Source organism: Lysinibacillus canaveralius (assembly GCF_047301505.1).
Classification (GTDB): Bacteria; Bacillota; Bacilli; order Bacillales_A; family Planococcaceae; genus Lysinibacillus_B.
In genome coordinates, this window is the sequence record NZ_CP154840.1 from 1,518,840 (window position 1) to 1,542,082 (window position 23,243).

21 protein-coding genes and 1 pseudogene are annotated in these 23,243 nt (G+C 39.7%); 14 read left to right on the forward strand and 8 right to left on the reverse strand.

Features of this window, described 5'->3' with window-relative positions; all coding sequences use genetic code 11:
• Window positions 1-17 precede the first annotated feature (17 nt).
• Together AA0Y26_RS07545 and AA0Y26_RS07550 are read left to right on the forward strand one after the other, a co-directional pair.
• On the forward strand, window positions 18-710 hold the full coding sequence (locus AA0Y26_RS07545; RefSeq protein ID WP_413366538.1) for a response regulator transcription factor: 693 nt from the start codon (window positions 18-20) through the stop codon (window positions 708-710).
• Window positions 688-1,797: a sensor histidine kinase gene (locus tag AA0Y26_RS07550; protein ID WP_413368103.1), complete on the forward strand. Its 1,110-nt coding sequence runs from the start codon at window positions 688-690 to the stop codon at window positions 1,795-1,797. The genes AA0Y26_RS07545 and AA0Y26_RS07550 overlap by 23 nt, the downstream gene beginning before the upstream one ends.
• A gap of 190 nt (window positions 1,798-1,987) precedes the next feature.
• Here the strand turns inward: AA0Y26_RS07550 and AA0Y26_RS07555 are convergent, their stop codons facing one another.
• From AA0Y26_RS07555 to AA0Y26_RS07585, 7 genes are all read right to left on the reverse strand, one after another.
• Window positions 1,988-2,380, reverse strand: coding sequence for a TipAS antibiotic-recognition domain-containing protein (locus tag AA0Y26_RS07555; protein ID WP_413366540.1), 393 nt, complete (start codon window positions 2,378-2,380; stop codon window positions 1,988-1,990).
• A 524-nt stretch (window positions 2,381-2,904) separates the two neighbouring features.
• Window positions 2,905-4,224, reverse strand: coding sequence for a GntP family permease (locus AA0Y26_RS07560; RefSeq protein ID WP_413366542.1), 1,320 nt, complete (start codon window positions 4,222-4,224; stop codon window positions 2,905-2,907).
• Window positions 4,225-4,254: 30 nt separating this feature from the next.
• Window positions 4,255-5,541, reverse strand: a complete 1,287-nt coding sequence (gene hisD, locus AA0Y26_RS07565) for a histidinol dehydrogenase (RefSeq protein ID WP_413366544.1) — start codon at window positions 5,539-5,541, stop codon at window positions 4,255-4,257.
• 170 nt (window positions 5,542-5,711) lie between these two features.
• Window positions 5,712-6,704, reverse strand: a complete 993-nt coding sequence (locus AA0Y26_RS07570) for a LacI family DNA-binding transcriptional regulator (RefSeq protein WP_413366546.1) — start codon at window positions 6,702-6,704, stop codon at window positions 5,712-5,714.
• Window positions 6,705-7,056: 352 nt separating this feature from the next.
• Window positions 7,057-8,505 (reverse strand): ribosomal protection-like ABC-F family protein, encoded by a 1,449-nt coding sequence (abc-f, locus tag AA0Y26_RS07575; protein ID WP_413368105.1) that lies wholly within the window; start codon window positions 8,503-8,505, stop codon window positions 7,057-7,059.
• 614 nt (window positions 8,506-9,119) lie between these two features.
• The gene (locus AA0Y26_RS07580) at window positions 9,120-9,962 is read right to left on the reverse strand and encodes an aldo/keto reductase (protein WP_413366548.1); all 843 of its coding nucleotides are present in this window, start codon (window positions 9,960-9,962) and stop codon (window positions 9,120-9,122) included.
• A 68-nt stretch (window positions 9,963-10,030) separates the two neighbouring features.
• Window positions 10,031-11,236, reverse strand: a complete 1,206-nt coding sequence (locus AA0Y26_RS07585; RefSeq protein WP_413366550.1) for an MFS transporter — start codon at window positions 11,234-11,236, stop codon at window positions 10,031-10,033.
• Between the two features lie 201 nt (window positions 11,237-11,437).
• Between AA0Y26_RS07585 and AA0Y26_RS07590 the strand changes: the two genes are divergently transcribed.
• The gene (locus AA0Y26_RS07590; RefSeq protein WP_413366552.1) at window positions 11,438-11,809 is read left to right on the forward strand and encodes a winged helix-turn-helix transcriptional regulator; all 372 of its coding nucleotides are present in this window, start codon (window positions 11,438-11,440) and stop codon (window positions 11,807-11,809) included.
• Between the two features lie 191 nt (window positions 11,810-12,000).
• A complete protein-coding gene (locus AA0Y26_RS07595; protein ID WP_413368107.1) occupies window positions 12,001-13,197 on the forward strand; it encodes an amidohydrolase in 1,197 nt (398 codons plus the stop codon).
• A gap of 99 nt (window positions 13,198-13,296) precedes the next feature.
• Here AA0Y26_RS07595 and AA0Y26_RS07600 read toward each other — a convergent pair whose 3' ends face one another.
• A complete protein-coding gene (locus AA0Y26_RS07600; RefSeq protein WP_413366554.1) occupies window positions 13,297-13,725 on the reverse strand; it encodes a MarR family winged helix-turn-helix transcriptional regulator in 429 nt (142 codons plus the stop codon).
• A gap of 117 nt (window positions 13,726-13,842) precedes the next feature.
• Between AA0Y26_RS07600 and AA0Y26_RS07605 the strand changes: the two genes are divergently transcribed.
• The 10 genes and pseudogenes from AA0Y26_RS07605 to AA0Y26_RS07650 all read left to right on the forward strand — a co-directional run bounded on the left by AA0Y26_RS07605 (window position 13,843) and on the right by AA0Y26_RS07650 (window position 22,961).
• Window positions 13,843-14,430 carry an NAD(P)H-dependent oxidoreductase gene (locus tag AA0Y26_RS07605; RefSeq protein ID WP_413366556.1) on the forward strand — a complete coding sequence of 196 codons (588 nt, stop codon included), beginning with the start codon at window positions 13,843-13,845 and terminating at the stop codon, window positions 14,428-14,430.
• A gap of 252 nt (window positions 14,431-14,682) precedes the next feature.
• Window positions 14,683-15,453: pseudogene (locus AA0Y26_RS07610) on the forward strand (isocitrate lyase/PEP mutase family protein).
• Window positions 15,454-15,511: 58 nt separating this feature from the next.
• Complete coding sequence (locus AA0Y26_RS07615; RefSeq protein ID WP_413368109.1) at window positions 15,512-16,051, forward strand: bifunctional transcriptional activator/DNA repair enzyme AdaA; 540 nt, start codon at window positions 15,512-15,514, stop codon at window positions 16,049-16,051.
• Window positions 16,038-16,955 carry a DNA-3-methyladenine glycosylase family protein gene (locus tag AA0Y26_RS07620; RefSeq protein WP_413366558.1) on the forward strand — a complete coding sequence of 306 codons (918 nt, stop codon included), beginning with the start codon at window positions 16,038-16,040 and terminating at the stop codon, window positions 16,953-16,955. The genes AA0Y26_RS07615 and AA0Y26_RS07620 overlap by 14 nt, the downstream gene beginning before the upstream one ends.
• Window positions 16,939-17,427 (forward strand): methylated-DNA--[protein]-cysteine S-methyltransferase, encoded by a 489-nt coding sequence (locus AA0Y26_RS07625; RefSeq protein WP_413366559.1) that lies wholly within the window; start codon window positions 16,939-16,941, stop codon window positions 17,425-17,427. The genes AA0Y26_RS07620 and AA0Y26_RS07625 overlap by 17 nt, the downstream gene beginning before the upstream one ends.
• Window positions 17,428-17,635: 208 nt before the next feature.
• A complete protein-coding gene (locus tag AA0Y26_RS07630) occupies window positions 17,636-18,091 on the forward strand; it encodes a GNAT family N-acetyltransferase (RefSeq protein ID WP_413366561.1) in 456 nt (151 codons plus the stop codon).
• A gap of 321 nt (window positions 18,092-18,412) precedes the next feature.
• Complete coding sequence (locus AA0Y26_RS07635) at window positions 18,413-19,195, forward strand: ABC transporter ATP-binding protein (protein WP_413366563.1); 783 nt, start codon at window positions 18,413-18,415, stop codon at window positions 19,193-19,195.
• A complete protein-coding gene (locus AA0Y26_RS07640; protein ID WP_413366565.1) occupies window positions 19,185-21,245 on the forward strand; it encodes an FtsX-like permease family protein in 2,061 nt (686 codons plus the stop codon). Before AA0Y26_RS07635 ends, AA0Y26_RS07640 begins: the two co-directional genes overlap by 11 nt.
• 10 nt (window positions 21,246-21,255) lie before the next feature.
• Window positions 21,256-21,933, forward strand: coding sequence for a response regulator transcription factor (locus tag AA0Y26_RS07645; RefSeq protein WP_413366566.1), 678 nt, complete (start codon window positions 21,256-21,258; stop codon window positions 21,931-21,933).
• A complete protein-coding gene (locus tag AA0Y26_RS07650) occupies window positions 21,930-22,961 on the forward strand; it encodes a sensor histidine kinase (RefSeq protein ID WP_413366568.1) in 1,032 nt (343 codons plus the stop codon). Before AA0Y26_RS07645 ends, AA0Y26_RS07650 begins: the two co-directional genes overlap by 4 nt.
• The last annotated feature ends 282 nt before the right edge of the window (window positions 22,962-23,243 follow it).

Sequence of the window (23,243 nt, forward strand, 5' to 3'; positions counted from 1 at the left end):
TAAGGAGGCTGGATCTATTGGGGAATAACATCCTAATTGTTGATGATGATAGAGAAATTGCAAAGTTAGCGGAAATATATATGAGAAACGAGGGGTATCATGTTTTTCAAGCGGAGGATGGACTGGAAGCTTTAAATATCATTGGGCAGGTTCCTGTAGATCTTATTATTCTAGATGTCATGATGCCTAATATGGATGGGTTGGAATTATGTAAGCGGATCAGAGTAAACAATCAAGTGCCCATTCTTATGCTCAGTGCAAAAGTGCAAGATATGGATAAAATTATCGGTCTTATGACAGGCGCAGACGATTATATGATAAAACCATTTAATCCATTAGAATTAATGGCCAGAGTAAAGGCATTATTACGTAGGTCGAATTATAAACCCGCAGGTATCGATAAGGATATCATTCGAATTAATTCATTCGAAATTGATAAAAAATCGCATAAAGTTACTGCAAACGGGAAGGAAATTAAGCTGACATCTATTGAATTTGAAATTCTGTATTTATTCGCAAAAAGCCAAGGAACAGTATACAGTTCTGAAGAGATATTTGAAAGAGTATGGAAGGAAAAAAGTATAGGTTCAAATAAAACGGTCATGGTTCACATTAAGAATATACGGGACAAAATTGATTTAGCTATTCCAGGAGAAACCATTATTCAAACTGTCTGGGGAGTAGGTTATAAAATTGAAAAAAGTCCTTAACTTCATCCCTCTCTGGAAATCAGGAGTATACGTGTTATCAGCAGTAATATTAACGGGTATAACTGCCTGCATACTGTACTTTGCTGCCCTCTACTTAGAGAAAGAATCCTCCCGTTTTTCAGATTTAGTTGAATTGATCGGCTCTTTTGGGCGAGGGCCATTTATACTAGGCTTTTGTCTATTATTAATTCTGTATTTATTACCTTTCTTCTATTATGAGCGACAGAAGTACGGTGAATATTTGCTGAAAAAAATGATTAATGAAATACAATATATATCTGAAGGTCAATTTAAGGAAAAAATAATGATTGAAAGCTATGGGATTATAGGCGAATTAGGTGCAAAGGTTAATCAAATTATCATGCAGGCGGAGAAGGCAATAATTGATCAAAAAAACGCCGCACAAATAAAAAATGAACTGATTACAAATGTTGCCCATGACCTGCGCTCACCGCTCACGTCAATTGTTGGCTATTTAGATCTCATTCATGAAGATAAATATAAGAGTGAGGTGGAGCTGAGGTATTATATTCAAGTTATTCATCAAAAGTCTAAAGATCTTCACCAATTAATAAATGATTTGTTTGAATATACGTTAGGTCAAAATAAAGAATTCTTAGTTAATGAAAATCCTATAAATATAGATGAAATGTTAAACCAATTAGCCATTCAATTTCAGTTTCAAATTAAGGAAGCAGGTATGGAGTTGAGACAGCATCCCTCAACTGTGGATAGTCCTATTGTGATAGGAGATGGAAATAAACTGGCGAGGGTATTTGAAAACCTGATTCAAAATGCTATCCGATATGGGAACGAAGGAAAGTATATTGATATTACAATATCAGAATATAATGGAGTAATCGAAGTGGAAATTATAAATTATGGTCAAGCTATTCCCAGCCTTGACTTGCCCTATATATTTGAAAGGTTCTATCGAGTTGAAAAGTCCCGATCCCATCAAACTGGTGGTTCAGGTCTAGGTTTGGCCATTGTGAAAAGTATTATAGAATTACATGGCGGTCAAATTGAAGCGGAAAGCTCAGCAGGGAGGACAGCCTTCATAGTAAAGCTCCCCAAAAATGTTTAGGGGAACCGTAGTGAGAGAACAGTACGGCGAAGTGTGCAACGCAAAAAAGTGAAAAGATACAGACGAAGATAAAAAACTCATTTAGCTATATTACAGAGGAAGGGGAGTACAGAGAAGTCATTTTTTCAGCTCAACTGTATGAAGGGTCATACTAAAAGCCTATTAAGTTTCCCTTAATAGGCTTTTGACGTTATTTTTGCGTATCTGCATACACAGCCATGGCATCGCGCATAAATTTCGCTAGGCCATCACCGAATCCATCGATATTTTTCATGAAGCGCTTGTCATCCACGTACATTTCCCCTAATCCTTTAAAGGCATCAAGGGAATAGGTTCCCATTTTGTTTAAGAGCTGATACCACTCTTTCATTTTTTCCTGGGCTTCTTTTGAAGCGGGTGAGAGATGACGAATTGCGGCAAGGCTGCGAAACATTTCGTTAAACTTTTCTTGATCAAAAGCAGTCATGCTTTTCGCTTTCTCATTTGCTTCATCAACAGCTTTGTCACCCCATTTATTTCTTGCTTCTTGCTCATAGGGATTGCGGCTAAAGTCAAAGCCATGGAATTCCTCTTGATTTGACATATACATTTCTCCTTTCGAATGGTTTTTTCAATGGTCCGGATGAGACTTTCAGGCAGATTTTCCGAAGCGTTTTATGCTGTATTTCCAGCACTTTCTGCCGGTCGAATTGGACTATCGATAATATTTCTATAAAAGAAAGCAGAGGTGTGTAAGAAATGAAATTTACTGCTTTTGTGATTGCCGTCGAATCAGCAGCCTTCTTCATTTCGTCTTAAGCTGCTCCCTTCACTTGTTACTGTAAAGTATTACGTAACGTAAAAGTCAATAGAATAAAACAAGATTTTTAATAATGTATGGGAGAGGGGTGGTGAAAGCTAAAACCATGGGGGTGCAAGGGAGGAGCTATTAAAATTGTATACATATCCGCCTAATGATTGTTCATAGAATTGATGGTCACATGTATATAAGCAGGAGTTTTCCATAACTGCCCGAGTTCAGGAAGGTCATGGAAAGAGATGATGAACAGACAGCAAATAAAAAGGTGTCAATCAGGACAAAAGCTGATTGACACATCTTATAAAGTATTAAATTCCAAACCCTAGTGAGAATAAGGCAACGGCCAGTATTACAGCGATAAGTGGTACGATAACAACCACACAGAAGAATGCAGGATACGCACTCTTATGCGTCTCACCGGAAATCGCACGAATCGTTGTTACGGTATAGCCGCCATGCGGTAAGGAATCAAGCGTTCCTGACGAAAGGGAAACCGTTCTATGAAGTGCTTCAGCGTTAACGCCCATATCTAAGTAATGAGGGCCAAGGATAGGTAATGCGATTGTTTGTCCGCCTGATGAAGACCCTGTTAGACCAGCAATAACAATTACTGCAACAGCACCGCCAATTAAAGGATCTCCTGGTATGCTTGTCATGAAATCAACTGCTGTTTCAAAAGCAGGGGTAACCTTTGCAACGCCGCCAAACCCAACAACAGCAGCTGTATTTCCTATAGCAATCAGTGCCCCAGTCGTTCCTTCTCCAACCGCTTTCCAGAAGTCTCTGAAATATTTTCGGTTAAATAACCAAGTCGTAATTATTCCACTAAGTAATGCTAAAATTAACGCGGATTGACTGAGAGAGTCGTGGAAAATAAAAGATACAATCAGAACAGAGAGTAATGGTATTAAGCTTACCAGCGGATGCGGCAAACTTGTTCTGATTTCTTTGTTGTCTGTTTCGCGTTCAATGAAATATTCACCATTTTTAACAGCTCTTCTGATGATTTTCATTAACCACCAATAGCCAAATACGAGAATAAAAATAGCTACTATTAAACTCACTTCCCAGCCTGCATATGGATTAGTCCCTAAGTAGGGGATAGGAATCCAGTTTTGAATTTCTGGAGATCCAGCTGAAGTCATCGTAAATGTCGTCGAACCGAAAGCTAATGCAGCTGGAATAAATCTTCTTGGTAAGTTTGCTTCTTTAAATAAACTTACCGCCATTGGATAAACTGCAAAAGCAACAACAAACAGACTTACACCGCCATAAGTTAATACCGCACAGGCAAGTACAACTGCAAGGACGGCATTTTTTATCCCAATTTTCGTTACAATCCAGTTGGAAACACTGTCTGCTGCACCGCTGTCTTCCATAACCTTTCCGAAAATTGCCCCCGCTAAGAACATAAGGTACCAGGAAGTGATAAACCCGGAAAACCCGTTCATATAGCTGGTAACGAAATCAATTTCTCCTTCACCGGCAAGCTGGGGGAACAATGGCAGACCATTGAGCAAGGCCACAACAACAGCAGACAGTGGAGCAACTACTAGTAAGTTCATACCTCTCATAACGAGAACAGTTAATAATATTAAGCCACCTATTAAACCGATCATACTTATCATATATGTCACCTGCTCATATGAAGGGCTTTATTATTCATTACCCTTACCGTATTTACGAACCCGAAGTAATGCTTGCTCCGCGTGGCCGGCAAAATTCTCCAGCTGGCAAAGACGTGCAGCATATTCTCCAATTCTAGCACTCTGTTCTTTTGATGTAATCTTTTGATAGGTAACAGTTTTAATAAATTTGCCTACCCAAAGTCCGCCAGTATATCTAGCAGCACCTTTTGTTGGTAAAGTATGATTCGTCCCAATAACTTTATCTCCGTAGGCAACGTTTGTTTCCGGCCCTAAAAACAGGCAGCCGTAGTTCGTCATATTTTCTAGGAAGTAGTCAGGATTTTTTGTTAAAATTTCAACGTGCTCAAATGCCAGACGGTCAGCTTCCTTCAGTGCTTCCTCCTCATCTTCTACCAGGAGAATTTGCCCGTAATCTTCCCATGAAACTCTTGCTATATCAGCTGTCGGCAAGATTTCAAGCTGACGTTCGATTTCTTTTACAGTTTCTTCAGCGATGTGACGGGAAGTTGTAATAAGAGCCCCAGGAGATGTCGGTCCGTGCTCTCCTTGACCTAAAATGTCAGTTGCAATCATTTCAGGATCACTAGTTTCATCTGCAACAACTAATGTTTCTGTTGGTCCTGCAAATAGATCAATACCAACACGACCGAAAAGCTGGCGTTTCGCTTCAGCAACAAATGCATTACCAGGTCCAACGATCATATCAACCGGTTTAATCGTTTCTGTCCCGATCGCCATACCAGCCATCGCTTGAATTCCACCTAAAATATAAATTTCATCAGCCCCAGCCTTATGCATTGCATAGACAGTTGCCGCAGGGATTTCTCCGTTAATAGGAGGAGTACATGCAATAACACGTTTAACACCAGCTACTTTTGCTGTTAGTACACTCATATGTGCAGAAGCAACCATTGGATAACGTCCGCCTGGAATATAACATCCTACACTGTTTACGGGAATATTTTTGTGACCAAGAATAACTCCTGGCATCGTTTCTTCCTCTACATCCTTTAACGAAGAAAGCTGGATTTCAGCGAATTTACGGATGTTATTTTGAGCGAATTCAATATCTTTTATAGTTTGTTCAGGAATGGAATCACAGATTTCTTTAATTTGTTCTTCAGATAAACGGAAGCTTTCCGGACTCCAGTTATCGAATTTTTCAGACAGATCTCTAAGCGCCTGATCGCCGTCCGCTTCAACCATTTGGATAGTAGAGCGGACAATTTCTGAAACTTTTGCATCATCCTTCTGGATATCTTCTTTTACTTTGCCTTCTTTTAAATAAATCACCATTATAACCTCTCCCTTTGTGTTGCATACGTATGCAAAAGTATGTTCAATTAACCTCTAAATCACTGCAATGTAACTCATATTGCATGCGTATGCAAATTAGTTATAAAAAAAAGCCATTTGTTAAATAGCTTTAATAAAAGGTTACAAGAAAACGGTTTCATATGTCAACGTTATTTTAAAATAGTAGTCTCTCTATGGATAAATCGGCCCTTTAATTTAATGGTTTCGAAAGGGTCTTTATTTTTTTTAGTGATGAGTAAATTAATCGTTTCATCGACCATTTCCTCTATAGGCTGGGCCCAGGTAGAAAGCATATAAGAAGGCCATGCAGCCATTTTAATATTATCAAAGCCGATCACAACGGTCTCATCAGGAACGGCTATTTTCTTTTCTCGTAATGCATCGAGCGCTCCGATCGCCGTAATATCATTTGCTCCGAAAATAGCTTGCGGACGATGACCATTTTCAATCATATTTTTCGTGAGGTGGTAAGCTTTTTCATATGTATAATCTCCTTCAAGCGTTGTAATCTGGATCCCTTGGGAATTAAAAAATTCAGTAAATCCGTATTGCCGTTCTTGATTCGTAGATGTATTTCTTTTTCCGGTTATAAAAACAATGTCTTCCATGCCGCTATTATAAAGATACGCTGCAATTTCCGTTGCTGCGGAAATATTATCGCAGGAAACTGAATGACAAGGAATGTTTTTGTCATACCGGTTAAACAAAGTAATGGGGATATTATTATTATAAATTCTTGTAACAACATTAGAGGAAATCACTGCATCTGTCACAATAATTCCTTCCACGTTATATTCCAGGAAATGATTTAACTCTTCTTGTTGGATTTCTTCATTTTCGGTATACAAAAATAATATATTATATCCCTTGGCTCGCAATTTCTGTGAAAACATTCCTAACACTTCATGATAGAAGGGGTTTTGAATATCCTTCATTGCCAGACCTACCATATTTGTTTTTTGTTTTGTTAAGCTTCTAGCTAATGCATTTGGACGATAATTCAATTCTTCTGCAGCTTTTAAAACCCGTTCTCTAGTCTTTTCAGAAACACTAGCGCCTGGCGTGAAAACTCGTGAAACAGTTGACTGTGATACATTGGCAAGCCGAGCGACATCCCAGGCTGAAATAACTTTATTATCCATAATGATGCTCCATTCTAAAGGATCTTTGTTCTAATAATATTAGCATAATTAGGTGAAGCAAAGACAGTCACTGCTTGTTTCCGATAAATAAAAAGATAGTTCAGCAGCCTGGAAATTATCCCGGAAAACAAGAGCTCGCTGTGCCGATAAAATATATCTCTTATGGAACCAGGCAATAATTAGAGCGATATACCTGTTCTATAGGGGATGAAGTAATTCTTCATGTCTGTATATAAATTAGAAACCCCGTGCAGATCTTTTAAAAAGGACTGTGTGATAGACTCCAAAAAGCCCCTCCAAAACGCAGTAGATCATCTGCGTCTAGAGGGGCTTTGTATTGAAAGGTGTCGCTTTATTTTTCTATTAAAGATTGACTTTCCAATGCAATCATTCTGGTTGCAGCTTGCTGAATAAAATATTCATCGTGCGACACAAATAAAATAGTGCCGTCATACGCCTTAATAAAGCTGGCGAGTGCTTCACGTGCAGCCATATCTAAAAAATTGGTTGGCTCATCAAGCAGGAGAATATTGTAACGCCCTAAAAAGAGCTCACTTAACAGCAGGCGAATACGTTCACCGCCACTTAAATCGCTGATGTGCTTTTGTAAATCTGTGTGTTCAAATTGCATATGGTGCAAGACGCTTCGGATAAATGAATCACTGTAGTCTGAGCGCGTTTTTAAAAAGTGCCACACTGTTTCATTCGGTAAATTTTGATAAGCAAGCTGTGAAAAGAACCCCATTTTTACTTTTGGGGACATTTCAATGCTTTCATGGCCGGAGAAAATGGCCTGTAAAAGCGTAGATTTCCCGCTTCCATTCGGGCCTGTCAATGCTATTTTGTCACGCAGTCCAATGTGCAGCCGAGATTGTTCGAGCAGGGTTTTTTCACTGCAAGCTAACGTCAGGTTTTGAATCATAATAGGAAACTTATTATGAAGCTCTAATGCCTTGGCCTGAAAGAATTGAACCGGTATTGAATCCTTTACCTGCTCAACAGTTTCCAGCTGTTCAATCCGTTTTTCAATCGCCTTTGCGGCACGATGAACGGCTTTCTGGCTTGTGCCCTTCGATTTAGTTTCGAACATACGATTTGCTTTCGCTTTTGTTTCCTTCTTTGACATATTGTTGGCTTGTGTAATTTTTTCAGCTTTTTTCATTTTGTCTGCAGCTGCTTTTTCCAAATGCGCTTTTTCACGCAAGTATTTATGATAAGCATCCTGGTGCTGCTGTTTTTCGAGTTCCTTCTGTGCTTCATAGTCGGAATAATTGCCGCTATAAACTGTAACTTTTCCATCATCCACTTCCCAAATTGTCGTAACTGTTTCATCCAGCAACATGCGGTCATGGCTGATTAAAAGGAGCGAGCCGTAATAATAGCGAAGCTGATCCTGGAGGAAGTGTATCCCGTCTTTATCAAGGTGGGTTGTCGGTTCATCGAGTAAAAGTGCCTCATAGTAATGGCTGAATGCCTGCGCAAGCTTTTGCCGGGTAAGTTCACCGCCGCTGTGCGGGTCTACAGCATGTAATTTGTGCTGTAAGGCCATATCTATATCCTGATTGGATCGGGCAAGGTTCGTTTGTTCGAAATAGTAAAAATCCGTGTGTACAGCTATTTTGCCTTGCTGAGGCTGCAGTTCTCCGGATATAAGCTTTAATAATGTGCTTTTTCCGGCGCCGTTTTTACCTACAAACCCAATACGGTCGAATTGATGCACCGTTAAATGGGAGATCGTTAGAATGTCCTTATCTAAAAATTGTACATGAATATTTTTGAGCTCAAAGTTAATGTTTTCCATCATTGCTACCTCCGAAATGTTGATTTCGTACCGATAGCGAATCGATACGAGCGGGTTGTGTACTGACCGCTCGTATTAAAAGAATAATAGCATCTGCATTGTTTTAGTCCTCCTGTGAAAAAGTTAGCCTAAAACGCAATAAAAAAGCAGACATATATTTGCCTGCTTCGAAAAAAGTATAGAAAACACCCGGTAAAAAGGACATTCTATCGTATTTTTCATTTACAAGCATGACAAAAAAGCCCTCGTTTTAAGGGGTTTGCTTTTTTATTGCCAGCTTAGCGTAAACGAATAGAATACATAGAAACAGTCCTCCTTCACATAAATTACTGTCATCATACTCAATTTCAGGGACAATTTCAACTATAGATTTATTCAAGATTATAAATGGTGGAGCATGCCTACCGTAATTCCCAGGGATTGCAACAACATAAACGAAGGGGGAGGATAGTAAAGAAAATGGGGGTATTAGACGTTCTTTTAGTGATGTAGAATATTTCTTAATTATAGAATAAAAAATCCCCCGCCAATTGATTGAGATGTCAATTAGCGGGGGAGTCCATTCATGTCATGTGAGAAACTACTCTGCCTTACAAGGTTGTTTCAGGCCTTATTTAAAAGTCAAAGTTATCAGGGTCTGGACCTACACGGTGATTTTCGTTCAGCTCGTTTATTTGCTGGATTTCTTCTGCAGTTAATTCGAAATCAAATATAGCTGCGTTCTCAACAATTCGGTGTTCCTTTGTGGATTTTGGAATAGTGACAACGCCGTTTTGTAAATCCCATCGTAAAATAACTTGTGCGATAGATTTTCCGTGATTGTCTGCAATTGTCTGCAGCACTGGATTATCCAGTAATTGCCCCTGCATTAAAGGTGACCACGCTTCCATCTGAATATTGTGCTGTTGGCAGAAGGCTTTTACTTTTTCCTGAGTCAGGCGTGGATGGTATTCTACCTGATTGATCATTGGTTTAATTTCAGCATCTTTTAGTAAGTCTTCTAAATGATGTACCTGGAAGTTACTTACGCCGATAGCTTTTACTTTTCCTTCTTTATAAAGTGTTTCTAATGCGCGCCAAGCTTCTTTATATTTACCCTCTACCGGCCAATGGATCAGGTATAAATCTAAATAATCAAGACCGAGTTTTTTCAGGCTTGTTTCGTAGGCTGCTAAAGTCGATTCGTAGCCTAAGTCAGAATTCCACACTTTTGATGTGATAAATAAGTCTTCTCGTGAAATATTTGTTTCTTTTAACGCCTCATGGATTGCTTGGCCAACGCCTTCTTCATTTTCATAAATAGCTGCTGTATCAATGCTGCGGTAGCCGTGTTTAATGGCAAATTTAACGGCATTAATCAGCTCTGGTCCTTCTTCTACTTTAAACACACCCAGTCCGAACCAAGGCATTTTTACACCATTATGCAAAGTAGTAGTATCTTGTAGATTTTTCATCATTCTAAGTAATCCTCCATTTTTTATAAGAATCAAGTTTATTCTAACTTAGTTATTCCAGTATTTCTTCCTTAAGAGACCATCTCTTTTAATTCATTTTTATTCTGATCTTTTCTTTCGAGGTATGCACTCCAACTTGCAAGTATAGCTGCTGTTAGTACCATAAGCGCTCCTACCCAAGAGGTATGAATGAGCCCGATAGAATTTGTGATCAGACCGCCTAAGTAAGACCCGAGTGCAATGCCGGCGTTAAATGCGGCAATATTGATGGCGGATGCTACATCTACCCCGGCAGGGACGAATCGTTCTGCCAGCATGACTACATATACTTGTAAACCGGGTACGTTCATGAATGCTAGAAGCCCCATTAAGAAAATGGTAATCAATCCTGCTGTTTTAAATGGTGCTGTAAACAGCAGAATAAATAGTATAACCGCTTGTACAATGAACATGTAAACTAAGGCCCTAATCGGATTATGATTGGACATTTTTCCACCCGCCATATTGCCGATCGCTATTGCCACGCCATATATAAGCAGAATAATTGCTACTGCTCCTTCAGAATATCCTGTGATGTCCTGCAGCATCGGAGTCAGGTAAGTGAAGACAACGAAAGTTCCCCCGTAACCTAAAGCTGTTATCATAAAGACAAGCAATAATCGGCCGTTTGTTACTAATTTGTACTGATCACGAAACGTTGTACGAGTACCTTTGCGCAAACCGGATGGAATGAGGATGCTATTTGCAATCAAGGCAATGACCCCGATACCAACAATGATGATAAACGCCGCTCTCCAGCCAAACTGCTGTCCAATAAATGTTCCTAATGGTACACCTGTTACAGTAGCTACCGTTAGTCCAGAGAACATAATGGAAATAGCGCTCGCTCTTCTGTTTTCCGGCACTAAGTCTGCTGCGATCGTGGAACCGATAGACATAAAAATCCCGTGTGAAAGAGCAGAAATGATACGAGCCGCCAGCAGGACCCCGATACTTGTTGCCCCGGCAGCAATACTATTTCCTATAATAAAGACGATCATAATCCATAGTAATAATGTTTTTCGTGACATACTGGAAGTAATGGCTGTCAGAACCGGTGCTCCAAACGTAACGCCTAATGCATATAAGGAAACAGTTAAGCCGGCTGTCGTTACAGAGATTTGTAAGTCTTGCGCTATTAATGGTAGTAGGCCGACACTGATAAATTCTGTTGTTCCTATCGCAAATGCACTTATAGCCAATGCTAACAGTGCAAATGTACTTTGTTTTTTACCCATTGCTATTTTCTCCTCCTATATAATTTGGGCATGTATGAACGATTTTGTTTTTAGTAAACTAAAACGAATTACGTCAAAACTTAATCGATAAATGTTATTATGATATATACAGAATCAATAGAGAAGTACGCACTTTAAAGTGCTGTAGGAACCTAAAAGTGATATAGGTACTTTTTAGTTCCTATAAAGAAGGAGGAACATATGAAGAAAAAGAAATATAATATTTCGGTAGAAGCGACGCTGGAAGTGATAGGCGGCAAGTGGAAATGTGTTATTCTATGTCATCTTACACACGGCAAGAAACGAACAAGTGAGTTGAAACGTCTGATGCCGGATATTACACAGAAAATGTTAACGCAACAGTTACGTGAATTAGAGGAAGACGGGGTTATTAATAGAATTGTTTATAATCAAGTACCTCCTAAAGTGGAATATGAGTTAAGTGAATATGGATGGAGCCTGCAGGGCATTTTAAATTCGCTTTGTACGTGGGGAGAAAATCATATTATAAAGGTGTACGGTGATACAGTTGATGTCCTGGAAGAGAATGTGCTAAATGAACATTTAAGATAATGAATCAGCAAATGTTATCTCTTTGCTGTTCTGCTGCACAAGCCATACGATAAAAAGCGGCTTTCCTTTTAAACGGCAGGAGATGTATACAAAATAATAGAGCATACTTGTTGAGGAACTAACAAGTATGCTTATTTTCGATATAAGGAACCCTCTTGCTATTGAGAATTAAAATGCTGGGAGTGGTAATGATAATCAAACAATTAATAGAAATGTTAGAAGCCCGTAAAGCTGAAATGATTCAAATTCGCCGTTATTTACATGAGAACCCGGAGCTGTCTTTTAAAGAGGAGAAGACAGCCAAGTTTATTTTGGATTTTTACAGCGGGAAAGATGTGGAGATTGCATCGAATGTAGGCAATGGCTATGGGATGATCGCAACGATAAATGGCAGCAAACCTGGAAAGACGATAGCGCTTCGTGCTGATTTCGATGCTTTGCCCATTTTAGAAGAAACGGGTCTTCCTTTCCAGTCCAAAAATGAAGGGGTTATGCATGCATGTGCACATGATGGACATACAGCTTATTTACTTGTTTTGGCGGATTGCCTCATTCAATTAAAAGAGCAGATTCCAGGTACTATCAAAATTATCCATCAGCACGCAGAGGAAGTACCACCTGGTGGAGCAAAGAGCATTGTAGAATCAGGAATGCTCGATGATGTTGAAAACATTTTCGGTATTCATTTACTGCCGACGGACCCTGCTGGTGTGATAGGGTATCACAGCGGTTATTCCATGGCAGGTAGGTCTTATTTAAAGGTTAGGATTCAGGGAGTTGGCGGGCATGGTTCTTCCCCGCATAAAGCAAATGATGCCATTGTTGCAGGGGCCTGCTTTGTGACAGCAGTCCAAACGATAATTAGCCGCCGCCTGAATCCATTTGATATGGGCGTCATTACCATTGGCTCCTTTGACGGAAAAGGGACCTTTAATGTTATCCGGGATTACGTGGAGCTTGAAGGGGACATCCGGTATATGTCTGATGAAACAAAAGATATTATTGAAAAGGAGCTTCAGCGCATTACCGCTGGGATGGAGACGGAGTTTGGCGTACAATGTGAGCTGACATTCACGCCGGATTACCCGCCGCTTTATAATAATCCGGAAATGACGGATTTAGTAAGGAACAGTCTTGAACGTGTCATAGATCGGGATATTAAAGAAGTTACAGAGTATCCGATGATGTCGCCCTCGGATGATTTTGCGTATTATTTAGAAAAAATCCCTGGCTGCTACTTTTATATTGGCTGTACCCCAAAAGGCGTGAAAACACCTTATTTCAACCATCATCCGAAATTTGATATCGATGAAGATGCCTTGCTTGTTGCTGCTAAAGCAGTAGGATACGTAGTCTGCAGCTATTATGGCTTGGATGGGGAAAAATAAGCAGGACGGATGGTATTTTGTAAAAGAGTAGCTTCCACGGTTGAACAGTAATTGGTCCTGGACAATTACTGTTCAACCCGAGGAAGCCTTTTTAGATTTTTAATAAAAAAGCTTTTTCTGCAGAATATCGATCGCTTGATCCATTTCCTCTAAATCTGCCTTTGAAGCATGTTGAATACGCTCAAGAAAACGCGATTCTATCGTTGAAAAGGATTCATTCATCAGCGCCTCCCCGTCTTTAGAGAGACGAATCGTTTGTTTTCGCCGATCTTCAGGATGATTGATTTTTTCGATTAAATTTTTTTCACTTAACTTTCGAAGCTCACGGCTTGTGTTCGGCATAGCCATCCCCTGGCAATCGCTGATATCGCTCGGCGTCACTGGCTGACTAACTGCTATATATTCTAATATATTGTATTGGGCTTGCGAAATGGAATCCGATTTTGCATTTTTCGTTAATTCATGTGTGACACGATGAACAGAAGATGTAAATGATACGAGTTTATAAAAAAGAGTTTGTTTGTCCAATTTCCTCACCTCTCACAGTCAACATAACAAAATTGTTATCAACTTACAATTATCAATTGATAAGTAAAAGTGGTGGTGGTATCATTTAGTTATCAAATGATAAATAAGAGGTGCGCCATGAATTTATTAATTGTTTACACCTATCCAAATCATAAAAGCTTAAATTATGCGTTTTTACAAAAAGTTATAGCAGGCAGCCATGAGAATGCGATTATAAAAGATTTGCAGGTTTTAGATTTATATGAAGAGAACTTTGATCCTGTTTTAGTATTTAATGAGCATAAGCGAAGACGTGACATGCACTTAGACCCTCATCTTGAAAAACACAGAAAACAGCTTACCTGGGCAGACAAAATTGTGTTTATCTATCCCATTTGGTGGGGAAGGCCGCCCGCTATGCTGATGGGATATATTGATCAAATGTTTGCCTCTAATTTTGCTTATAAAGACAAGAAGGGGCTTTTCCCGGAGGGGCTTTTAAAAGGGAAATCTGTCGTATGTATATCCACGATGAAGGGACCGGCCAACTATCCATTTCTTTGGTTACACAATGCACATAAGATTCTCATGAAACGAGCGTTATTCAATTTTGTCGGCATCAAGAAAGTGAAAATTTTTGAATTCGGAAATATGGAAAGTCCAAAGGGAAATCAGCTGAAAAAACTGGAGAAAGTCTATCACTATTTTAAAAGGCTGAAAGATTAAAAAAGCGCCTGGTTCAGAACGCGAACGAGTAGTAATTCTGTTTGCCCATCCATTTCCATTCAGCTAAGCGAAATAGTAACAAGCTTTTATTTAGAGATGAGTATATAAGTATGAGAAGGAGCTGTCCGGAAAGTAAAAAAACTTTCAGGGCGGCTCTTTTTTTAAAGACTGGACCATAAGCGCAAGAATGAGGACGAAATTGAGCTGGACTAGTTGTTAAAATAAGTCCAATAGGTAGGAGGGAGAGTCATTATGAACAAAATTCAGGAATTCAAAGAGATGCATATTTCGGATGAGCTATAATTTTTAGGGAATGCTTGGGATGTACTTTCAGCTATAACGTTAAAGAAAGCAGGCTTCAAAGCTCTAGGTACAACGAGTTGGGGAATTGCAAACTCACTAGGATGTGCGGACGGAGAATTGATTGATTTTAATCGACACTTAGAAATTATTAGGAACATTGCAGCCAGTGTGAATATTCCTGTTTCAGCCGATATCGAGGCGGGGTATAGCGAGGACTTTCACGTGATCGTCGAACATGTATTAAAAACAGCCGATGCAGGGGCAGCCGGGATCAATATAGAAGACTCATTAAAGCAATCAAATGGCTTACGGGACATTTCGGCGCACTGCGGCCTTCTAGAGAAAATAAGGACAGCATTAGATCAACATGGATACAAAGATTTTTATATTAACGCCAGAACCGACACGTATTTGCAGCGGAAAACCCCTTTACTGGAGACAATAGAGCGGGCAAAGGCATATGTGGAGAGCGGTGCCAGCGGAATTTTTGTTCCCGGCTTGAAAGAGGAGGACGAGATACAAGAAATCGCACTGCATGTAAATGCGCCGCTCAATGTATTATCTTTACCTGGACTAACTAATTGTACTAAGCTTAAAGAATTAGGAGTGAGAAGATTTAGTTTTGGCAATGCCCTATCTGATCAAGTAATTGCATATGTAGAAAAAAGTGCAAATGAATTATTAGCCTGTATGGATACTATCCATTTATATGAGAGGTAAAAGATATAGAAAGGAGGGCGGGGGCGTGGTAAGTCATATCAATCTTTCTTTTGAAGAGATGTGGGAGAAGATTATCGCTTGCGACCGGAAATATGACGGATTATTTTATACAGCAGTCAAAACAACGAAAATTTACTGCCGGCCTTCCTGCAGGTCAAGGAAGCCGAAAAAAGTGAATGTTGCATTTTATTATGAAATCAACGAAGTGGAGGCAGCCGGCTTTCGCCCTTGTAAAAGGTGCCAGCCCGAGGTGGAACATTCCCCGCATATGGAATTGGTCCAAAATGTTGTGACATTTCTAGTCAATCATTACAAGCAAAATGTAGTACTGCAGGATATAGCGAACCAAGTCGGTTTAAGCCCGTATTATCTAGAGCGCATATTTAAGCAGGAAACCTCTGAAACGCCGCGCACTTATTTAGAAAAAATACGAGTCGATAAAGCAGCGCATCTTCTAAAAAGCACAAAACTCTCGAACCTCGAAATTTGCTATGAAGCAGGCTTCCAAAGTCCTTCCAACTTTTATAAAGTGTTTCGAAGCCAGCACTGCTATTCACCGAGTGAATATAGAAAGGGATGCCAACATGAACTGGGTTGATCATGAAACGTATATAGAGCTTTATCCCCCGGCAGAATTTGATTTTAAAGAATGTCGCATCTTTTTGGAAAGGCCGGATCAGGAAGTGCTTCATCAAATAAAAGACGGAGCTGTATATAAACTGCTGGAAATAAAAAGCTCTTTGATTTTATGTAAAGTTGTAGGTAGCGGTCATTCCATAAAGATTGAGTTTCCTGCACAGACTCCATCTGTTCTCGAACGTAAAAAGGCAGGAGAGTATGTTTGGGAATGGTTTGATTTGGAGTGTGATTTATCGGGGTTTTACCAAATGGCGGGACAGGATGAGGTGTTAAAGACAGTTGCCCGTAAATACGATGGATTGCGAATTATGTGTATACCTGATCTATTCGAAGCTTTGGTGTGGGCGATTATAGGGCAGCAAATTAATTTAGCCTTTGCCTATACATTAAAGAAACGGTTTGTTGAGCAATTTGGTGAAAGTCTCACTTTTGGAGGAGACAATTTTTTCGTATTTCCTTCCGTTCATAAAATTGCATCCTTGAAGATAGAGGATTTAACAAAACATCAATTTTCTACACGAAAGGCAGAATATATCATCGGCATTGCAAAGGATATGGAAAGCAGCAAATTGACAAAAGAATTATTGCTTCAGCAACAAGATATACATCAAATACGAAAATCATTAATGTCAATCAGAGGTGTTGGCGCCTGGACGGCAGATTATGTGATGATGAAATGTCTTCATCAGCCTTCTGCCTTTCCAATTGCGGATGTCGGGCTTCATAATGCCCTGAAGCATTTATTAGGCCTGAAGCAGAAGCCGACATTAAACGAGATAGAGAGATATGCAGTAAATTGGGAAGGGTGGCAGGCATACGCTGTCTTTTATCTTTGGAGGTCACTATATGACAATAAATTATAAGATAGATTATGAATCACCAATAGGTATAGTAGAGATAATCGGTAATCATGAGGCTGTAAGTTCCATCCTGTTTTCAGAAGGCGATACGGTCAAAAATCTGGTACAAGCAGAAACCCCTGCCGTCTTACTGGAATGCTGCAACCAGCTTGATGAATATTTTAACGGTCAACGCCAAGAATTTACGTTTCCCTATCACTATGAGGGGACAAATTTTCAAAAAGCAGTATGGGATACGTTAACAACGATTCCTTACGCTGCAACTGCTTCGTATAAGGATATAGCCACTTCTATTGGAAACGGAAAGGCCATCAGAGCAGTAGGGAGTGCAAATGGGAAAAACAAATTAAGTATCGTCATTCCTTGCCACCGCATTATCGGCTCCTCTGGTAAATTAACTGGTTATGCAGGGGGGCTATGGAGGAAGGAATGGCTGCTTCAGCATGAAAAGGCGATGAAACATGTGAAGCCTTAAAAATGGTTTTAACCTTTTATTTTTCAGAATATTATTTATTTTGTTGGGCTTAAAGGATATATTAGGAAGGTCAATTTGTGTTGACAGTAAATAGCTACAGGAGGCGTTCATTATGAAAAATACTTTTAAAGCGATGAAGCATCAAAAAGGGAGAACGTCTAAATAACAATTTCCAAGCGTTTTCCCGAAATTGGAGAGGGGAAAATGAATGATAAACCAAAATGTAAAGTTAGTAGAAGTAAATACAGATAACTGGTATGAGTGCTGTATGCTTGAAATAACAGCAGAACAGCAAAGTTTCTTAGAGCCTAATGCCATGTCAATCGCTCAAGCAAAGTTTGAACCAACATTAAAGCCTTATGCGATTTGTTTAGAGGAAAAAGTAGTCGGTTTCTTAATGTTTAATTCAGTACAAGAAGAATTAGATGGGTATTGGGTCTATCGAATGATGGTGGATCAGCACTATCAAGGTAAAGGAATCGGTAAAGCAGCCATTCAACTAATGATTTCGGAGATTGAAAAGTTACCGAATGCGAATAAAATTATAGTTGGTTATCATCCAGAGAATCAAAATGCGCATCATTTATATGCAAGTTTAGGATTTGTTGATTATGGTGACCGATTCGGTAAAGAGATGGCTGTTGTTAAAACGATAAATGAATAAAGTACTGCACTAACCACAACTGCGAAGAGCCTTCCCATCAATAGATCTCTCACCTGGAGCGGGGGGCTGGAGAGCACCAATAAGAATTCATAAGAACAGAATAACCGGCTGTTGAAAGAGATAAGAATAAGCTTTTTGAAAATAGTAGTACGGAGTCTAATTAATTTAGACTTCGTACTTTTTAATTTCGATAACACGCCTGTTTCGATAATGAATTATAGCTTCAACTCCTCTTCCTTCAATCCTTACACCAACTGTAAGAGTTAATGACTATTTTTTTATTGTATGGTATTACTATAAAGAATTTACGGGAGGAACTTTATGAATATATCAGACAAACTACTTCAAGTTAAGGACATACATAAAACATTTGGGGAGGGGCAAAGTGAAACTCCTGCATTACAGGGGGTTTCTTTCGATGTTCTTCCAGGAGAATTTCTTGGAATCATGGGTGCCAGTGGATCCGGCAAGACGACATTGCTTAATACCATTGCCACTATGCTGAAGCCGACAGCTGGCCAAATCTTATTGGAGGGTAAGAATATATCCTCATTTAAAGGGTCACAGCTGGCGAAATATAGAGGAAGTAAGATCGGATACTTATTTCAGGAATTTGAATTGATCGACAACTTGACTGCAAGAGAAAATATCATTCTGCCGTTGTCCATACACGGGGTGAATCCTAAAGAGCAGGAGGAGCAGCTTCAAAAGTTAACGATACAATTTGATATTGAGAGTGTATTACATAAATTTCCGTCTCAGCTGTCAGGAGGGCAGAAGCAGAGAGTTGCTGCAGCAAGGGCATTGATATCAAATCCAAGTATTGTATTAGCAGATGAGCCGACAGGAGCGCTGGATACGAAAAATGCAAAGGTTTTGATGGATAAATTATACGCTAGCAATCAGGCGGAGGGCTCCACGATTTTGATGGTTACGCATGATGCCAATGCAGCAAGCTATTGCTCAAGGATTTTATTCATTCAAGACGGTGTGATCTTCCATGAGCTTCGAAAGAAAGTACCCGGAGAAACGCAAGCTGCTTTTTATGAGCGCATCCTGACCGTTTTGGCGCAGCTGGGCGGAGGTAGCAGCCATGTTCTTTGATTTTATTAAGCGGAACAGCCGTAAAGTTCGGAAGGAAAACGGAGTTTACTTTGCCTCACTCGTCGTTTCGATTGTAGCGTTTTATGTCATCCTGTCACTTGGTGAACAAGATGTCATCGTCTACCTCAAAACAGTTGAAAGTGATGCGGTAGAGAGGCTGTTGCTAATGATTCCGATACTTTATGCCGTTTCGCTGTTCTTCGTATTTTTCTTAGTGTATTTTGCGAATAGATACCAGCTGCAACAGCGCAGTCATGAATTTGGCATGTATTTAATGATGGGAATGAAGCAAGGCAAGCTGTTTGTTATGGTTATGGGGGAGACAATGTGGAATGGTCTAGTTGCTCTTTGCATGGGTGTTCCCATTTCGTTATTTCTAACAGAGCTGATTAACTTGGCAACTTCAAGGCTTATTGGTATGGGGATTATTGGACACGAGTTTCGTATTTCCTGGACGGGGCTGGGGTTAACAGTAGCTGGTTTTATCGTCGTGCAGGTATTGGCTGTGTTCATTCTCAGCTTAAGAATGAGCAGGAAAGAACCGGCAGATCTGCTGCATGAACAAAAGGAAAAATCGCAGCGAGTGCTTTCACCTGTATGGAGTGTTGCCAGCCTCTTTACTGGCGCAGCATTACTCGTTGGAACCATTTTCTTATGCGTTGCCTATGGAATGGCCGTATTATATTTGCGCAGTCTTGATTATAGAATATTTGCGTTAGTCCTGCTTATAGGAATCTGCGGCACTTTCATCCTGTTTCGCGGATTGGGCAGTTTAATCGGAATAGCAGTAAAACGTAAAAGCAGTTCTTCAACCGGTTTATTTGTTTTCACGGCTAGACAGCTTCAAGAAAATGTTCTGCATCAATGGAGTTCCCTTGCCATATCATCATTGTTGATTTTAATGGCGATGGTTTGCTTTGCATTTGGAACTTCGACTGCATTAAACAATAATGCTGCATCCAGCAGAACGGTCGACTTTACGTTTCAAGGTGTAGAAGAGGAAATTGCTGCTGCAGTAACCTCGGATAAAATAAAGCCATATGTAAATAGCTTTTACGAAATGAAAATAGGCAGTTTTAGACCGGCTGATTCAGAGGTGTCAGAAGCTGCATATACTTTTTCCTGGTCTGGGTTAGAAGAAGCCATCTCTAAAGAAATAGATTCAGAGGAGAAAGAGAAGTTATTAAGGAACTTATCTTTTCAGGATGAGCCGTATTTCATTTCACTTTCCAGTTATAATGCAATGCTAACGTCTATCGGCAAAGCCCCTATTAAATTACGGGATGATGAAGCTGCCATGTATTCTGATGAAGATTATTCAAGCTCGTATGATATATTAAAGAGGGCATTACACAATAATCCAGCGATACGTATAGGTGAAAAACAGTATGAATTAACGTCGACACTGAATACAAATAACTTCGTTGCAGACAGAGCAATTACGCTAACGTATGCACTTATTGTACCTGATGCTGTTTATGATAAAGCGATTGGAATTTCTCAGGATCCATGGCTATGGAATATGACGTTAAATAATGAATTTGTAGAGGAAAAAGGCTTAATGCAGGCGATGTATGAAGTGGAACAGCTGATGAATACATTTGGCTTAGACTATGAAAGCTACCTTTCCAGCATAGGAAGGCAGCTGTTTTATACAGTGGCAGGAAGCTATACAACATTTTATCTAGGCATAATGTTTCTGATTATCGCCAATACGGTGCTGGGCATAAACTTTCTTATGCAGCAGCGAAGCACGAGACATAGATATCATACTGCAGCAATGCTGGGAGCAAGTATTGAATCACTCTGTTCATCAGCAAGGAAACAAATTTGGCTATACTTTGGCTTAGTAATTTCCGTAGCGTTAGTCAGCAGTATTTTTGGTATTTGGTCATTGTTGACTGCCTTCCCATCGATGGCCTTAAGTATAGAAAACAGCATCGTAATAGCCATTATTCTTATTTGGCTTATTGTGTTTGAGCTTTGTTATATATGGATGATTCAGCGCAAGAGTGATGAAGAAATAAAGAAACTTAGAGAGATTGAGTAGGAGTGAAATCATGGCAAAGATCGTCATAGTGGAGGACGACGTGTTCCTGCGTGAAGAGCTGCAAAATATAGTAGAGAAGGAGGGATACTCTGTAGAGAGTATCTCTTCTTTTGATACGCCGGTGGAAGATATTATGGCTGCCGCGCCCTTGCTAATACTACTGGATTTAAATTTACCAAACCTATCTGGGTTTCAAATCTGCCGCGCATTGAAGGCTAGAGGAATAGGACCGATTTTAGTGCTGACTTCCCGTAATCAGCTTCGTGATGAGCTGCATGCATTGGAATTAGGTGCGGATGATTATTTAACGAAGCCATGTCATCCGAAACGGCTCATTGCCAGAATTCAGAAACTGCAGCACCTCTATGCAAATATGCAGGTTCTTTTAGATGCTGGTGATTTTCAGATGGATGAGAGGACAAATATGCTGTATGCTGGCCGCCGCTCCATTTCATTATCGGAAAATGAAGGAATGATTATGAAGCTTTTAGTGACACGTGCACCTGCAGTAGTGAGTAAGGAAGAGCTGTTTAACCAGTTATGGGGAAGCAGCGACTATGTCGATGAAAATATATTACAAGTAAATATGACGAGACTACGTAAAACGCTTGGTGAAGTTGGTCTGTCAAATCGAATCAAAACAGTCAGAGGAGTCGGCTATCAATTAGTGGGTGGTGACTCCCAGTGAAGATAAAAGATTGGCTGACGATCTTAAAGCAGTCAAGGATTTGGATAATACTACTCTGTATCAATAATGCTTTTTTTATTTTTCTGGCGTGGGCAGCATATCCCGAAACATTTTGGCTTTTAGTAGGCACCATGATTGTTTTTTCAATTGCAAGTATTGCGGCAGGCATGTTATTTGTCTGGAAAGGAAAGGCGAAGCAAGACAAAGTATTTTATAAATTCTTAAGAGAGCCTTCACCGGAGCACGAAGAGGCGTTGATACAATCCATTGGTGAAATACATAAAGAAGAGGTCAATGCTTTGGCCAGTAAACTACGCACGCTCCATGACCAGCTGGACGAGGTGAAATTACAGTCGCTCGATTATGAAGAATTTATCGAAAGCTGGGTTCATGAGATCAAGACACCTATTTCTTTAGTCAACTTTGTTTTGCAAAACCGGAAAGAAGAAATGTCGGAGTTGGTATATCAACGACTTGAGCATGCAAGGATTACGGTCAATGATCATGTCGAACGGATACTATTTTATGCAAGACTGCAGGCTGCTCATGTTGACTATAAACTGGAGAGAGTCTCGCTCAACCTTTGCTGTGAGGATGTACTGCTGGAGCTTCAGTCATTACTGGATGAAAAAGAAGTGAAAGTCATACCCCAGCTGAAAGATGTGCCGGTCGTGTCGGATGAAAAGGCGCTCCAGTTTATTCTCACGCAAATACTTGTCAATGCAGTTAAATACGCCGACGAAAAAAGGGATAGTTTTATCTGGCTAAAAACGGGTTTTGATAGCATGAAGAATCGAAATTTTTTACGGATAACCGATAATGGAATCGGAGTTCTTCATTCTGATCTTCCGTTTATTTTTGATAAAGGATTTACAGGAGATCATCCAAGCAGAAAACAGTCTACCGGGATAGGGCTGTATCTTGTAAAGAAATTATGCGATGAATTGCAGATTGAAATTGAAGTTGAATCTGAATACGAGAAGGAATTTACTATTCAATTTCTATTTCCGAAAGTTGAAGGCCGGTAAAGAGTAATAAGGAGGAGACTTGTGTCTTACCTGATCGAAGCATTGGTTGAAGAATGAATGAAATACTTATCTGTCATTTTAGATGGTGAGGATTACATTTATTATACTAAAAATAACAACTGTATTGTTTACGGTGAACCGTATCACAAACGATGCGGCGTTATATTTTTGAAGTAATTACATTGATTAACTGTTTAAATTACTCACCTTCTAAAACGGCAGTAGCATTGCCGTTTTTTGTATTCCCCAGTTCATCATTTCAGCGTCACCTGTGAAGATTAT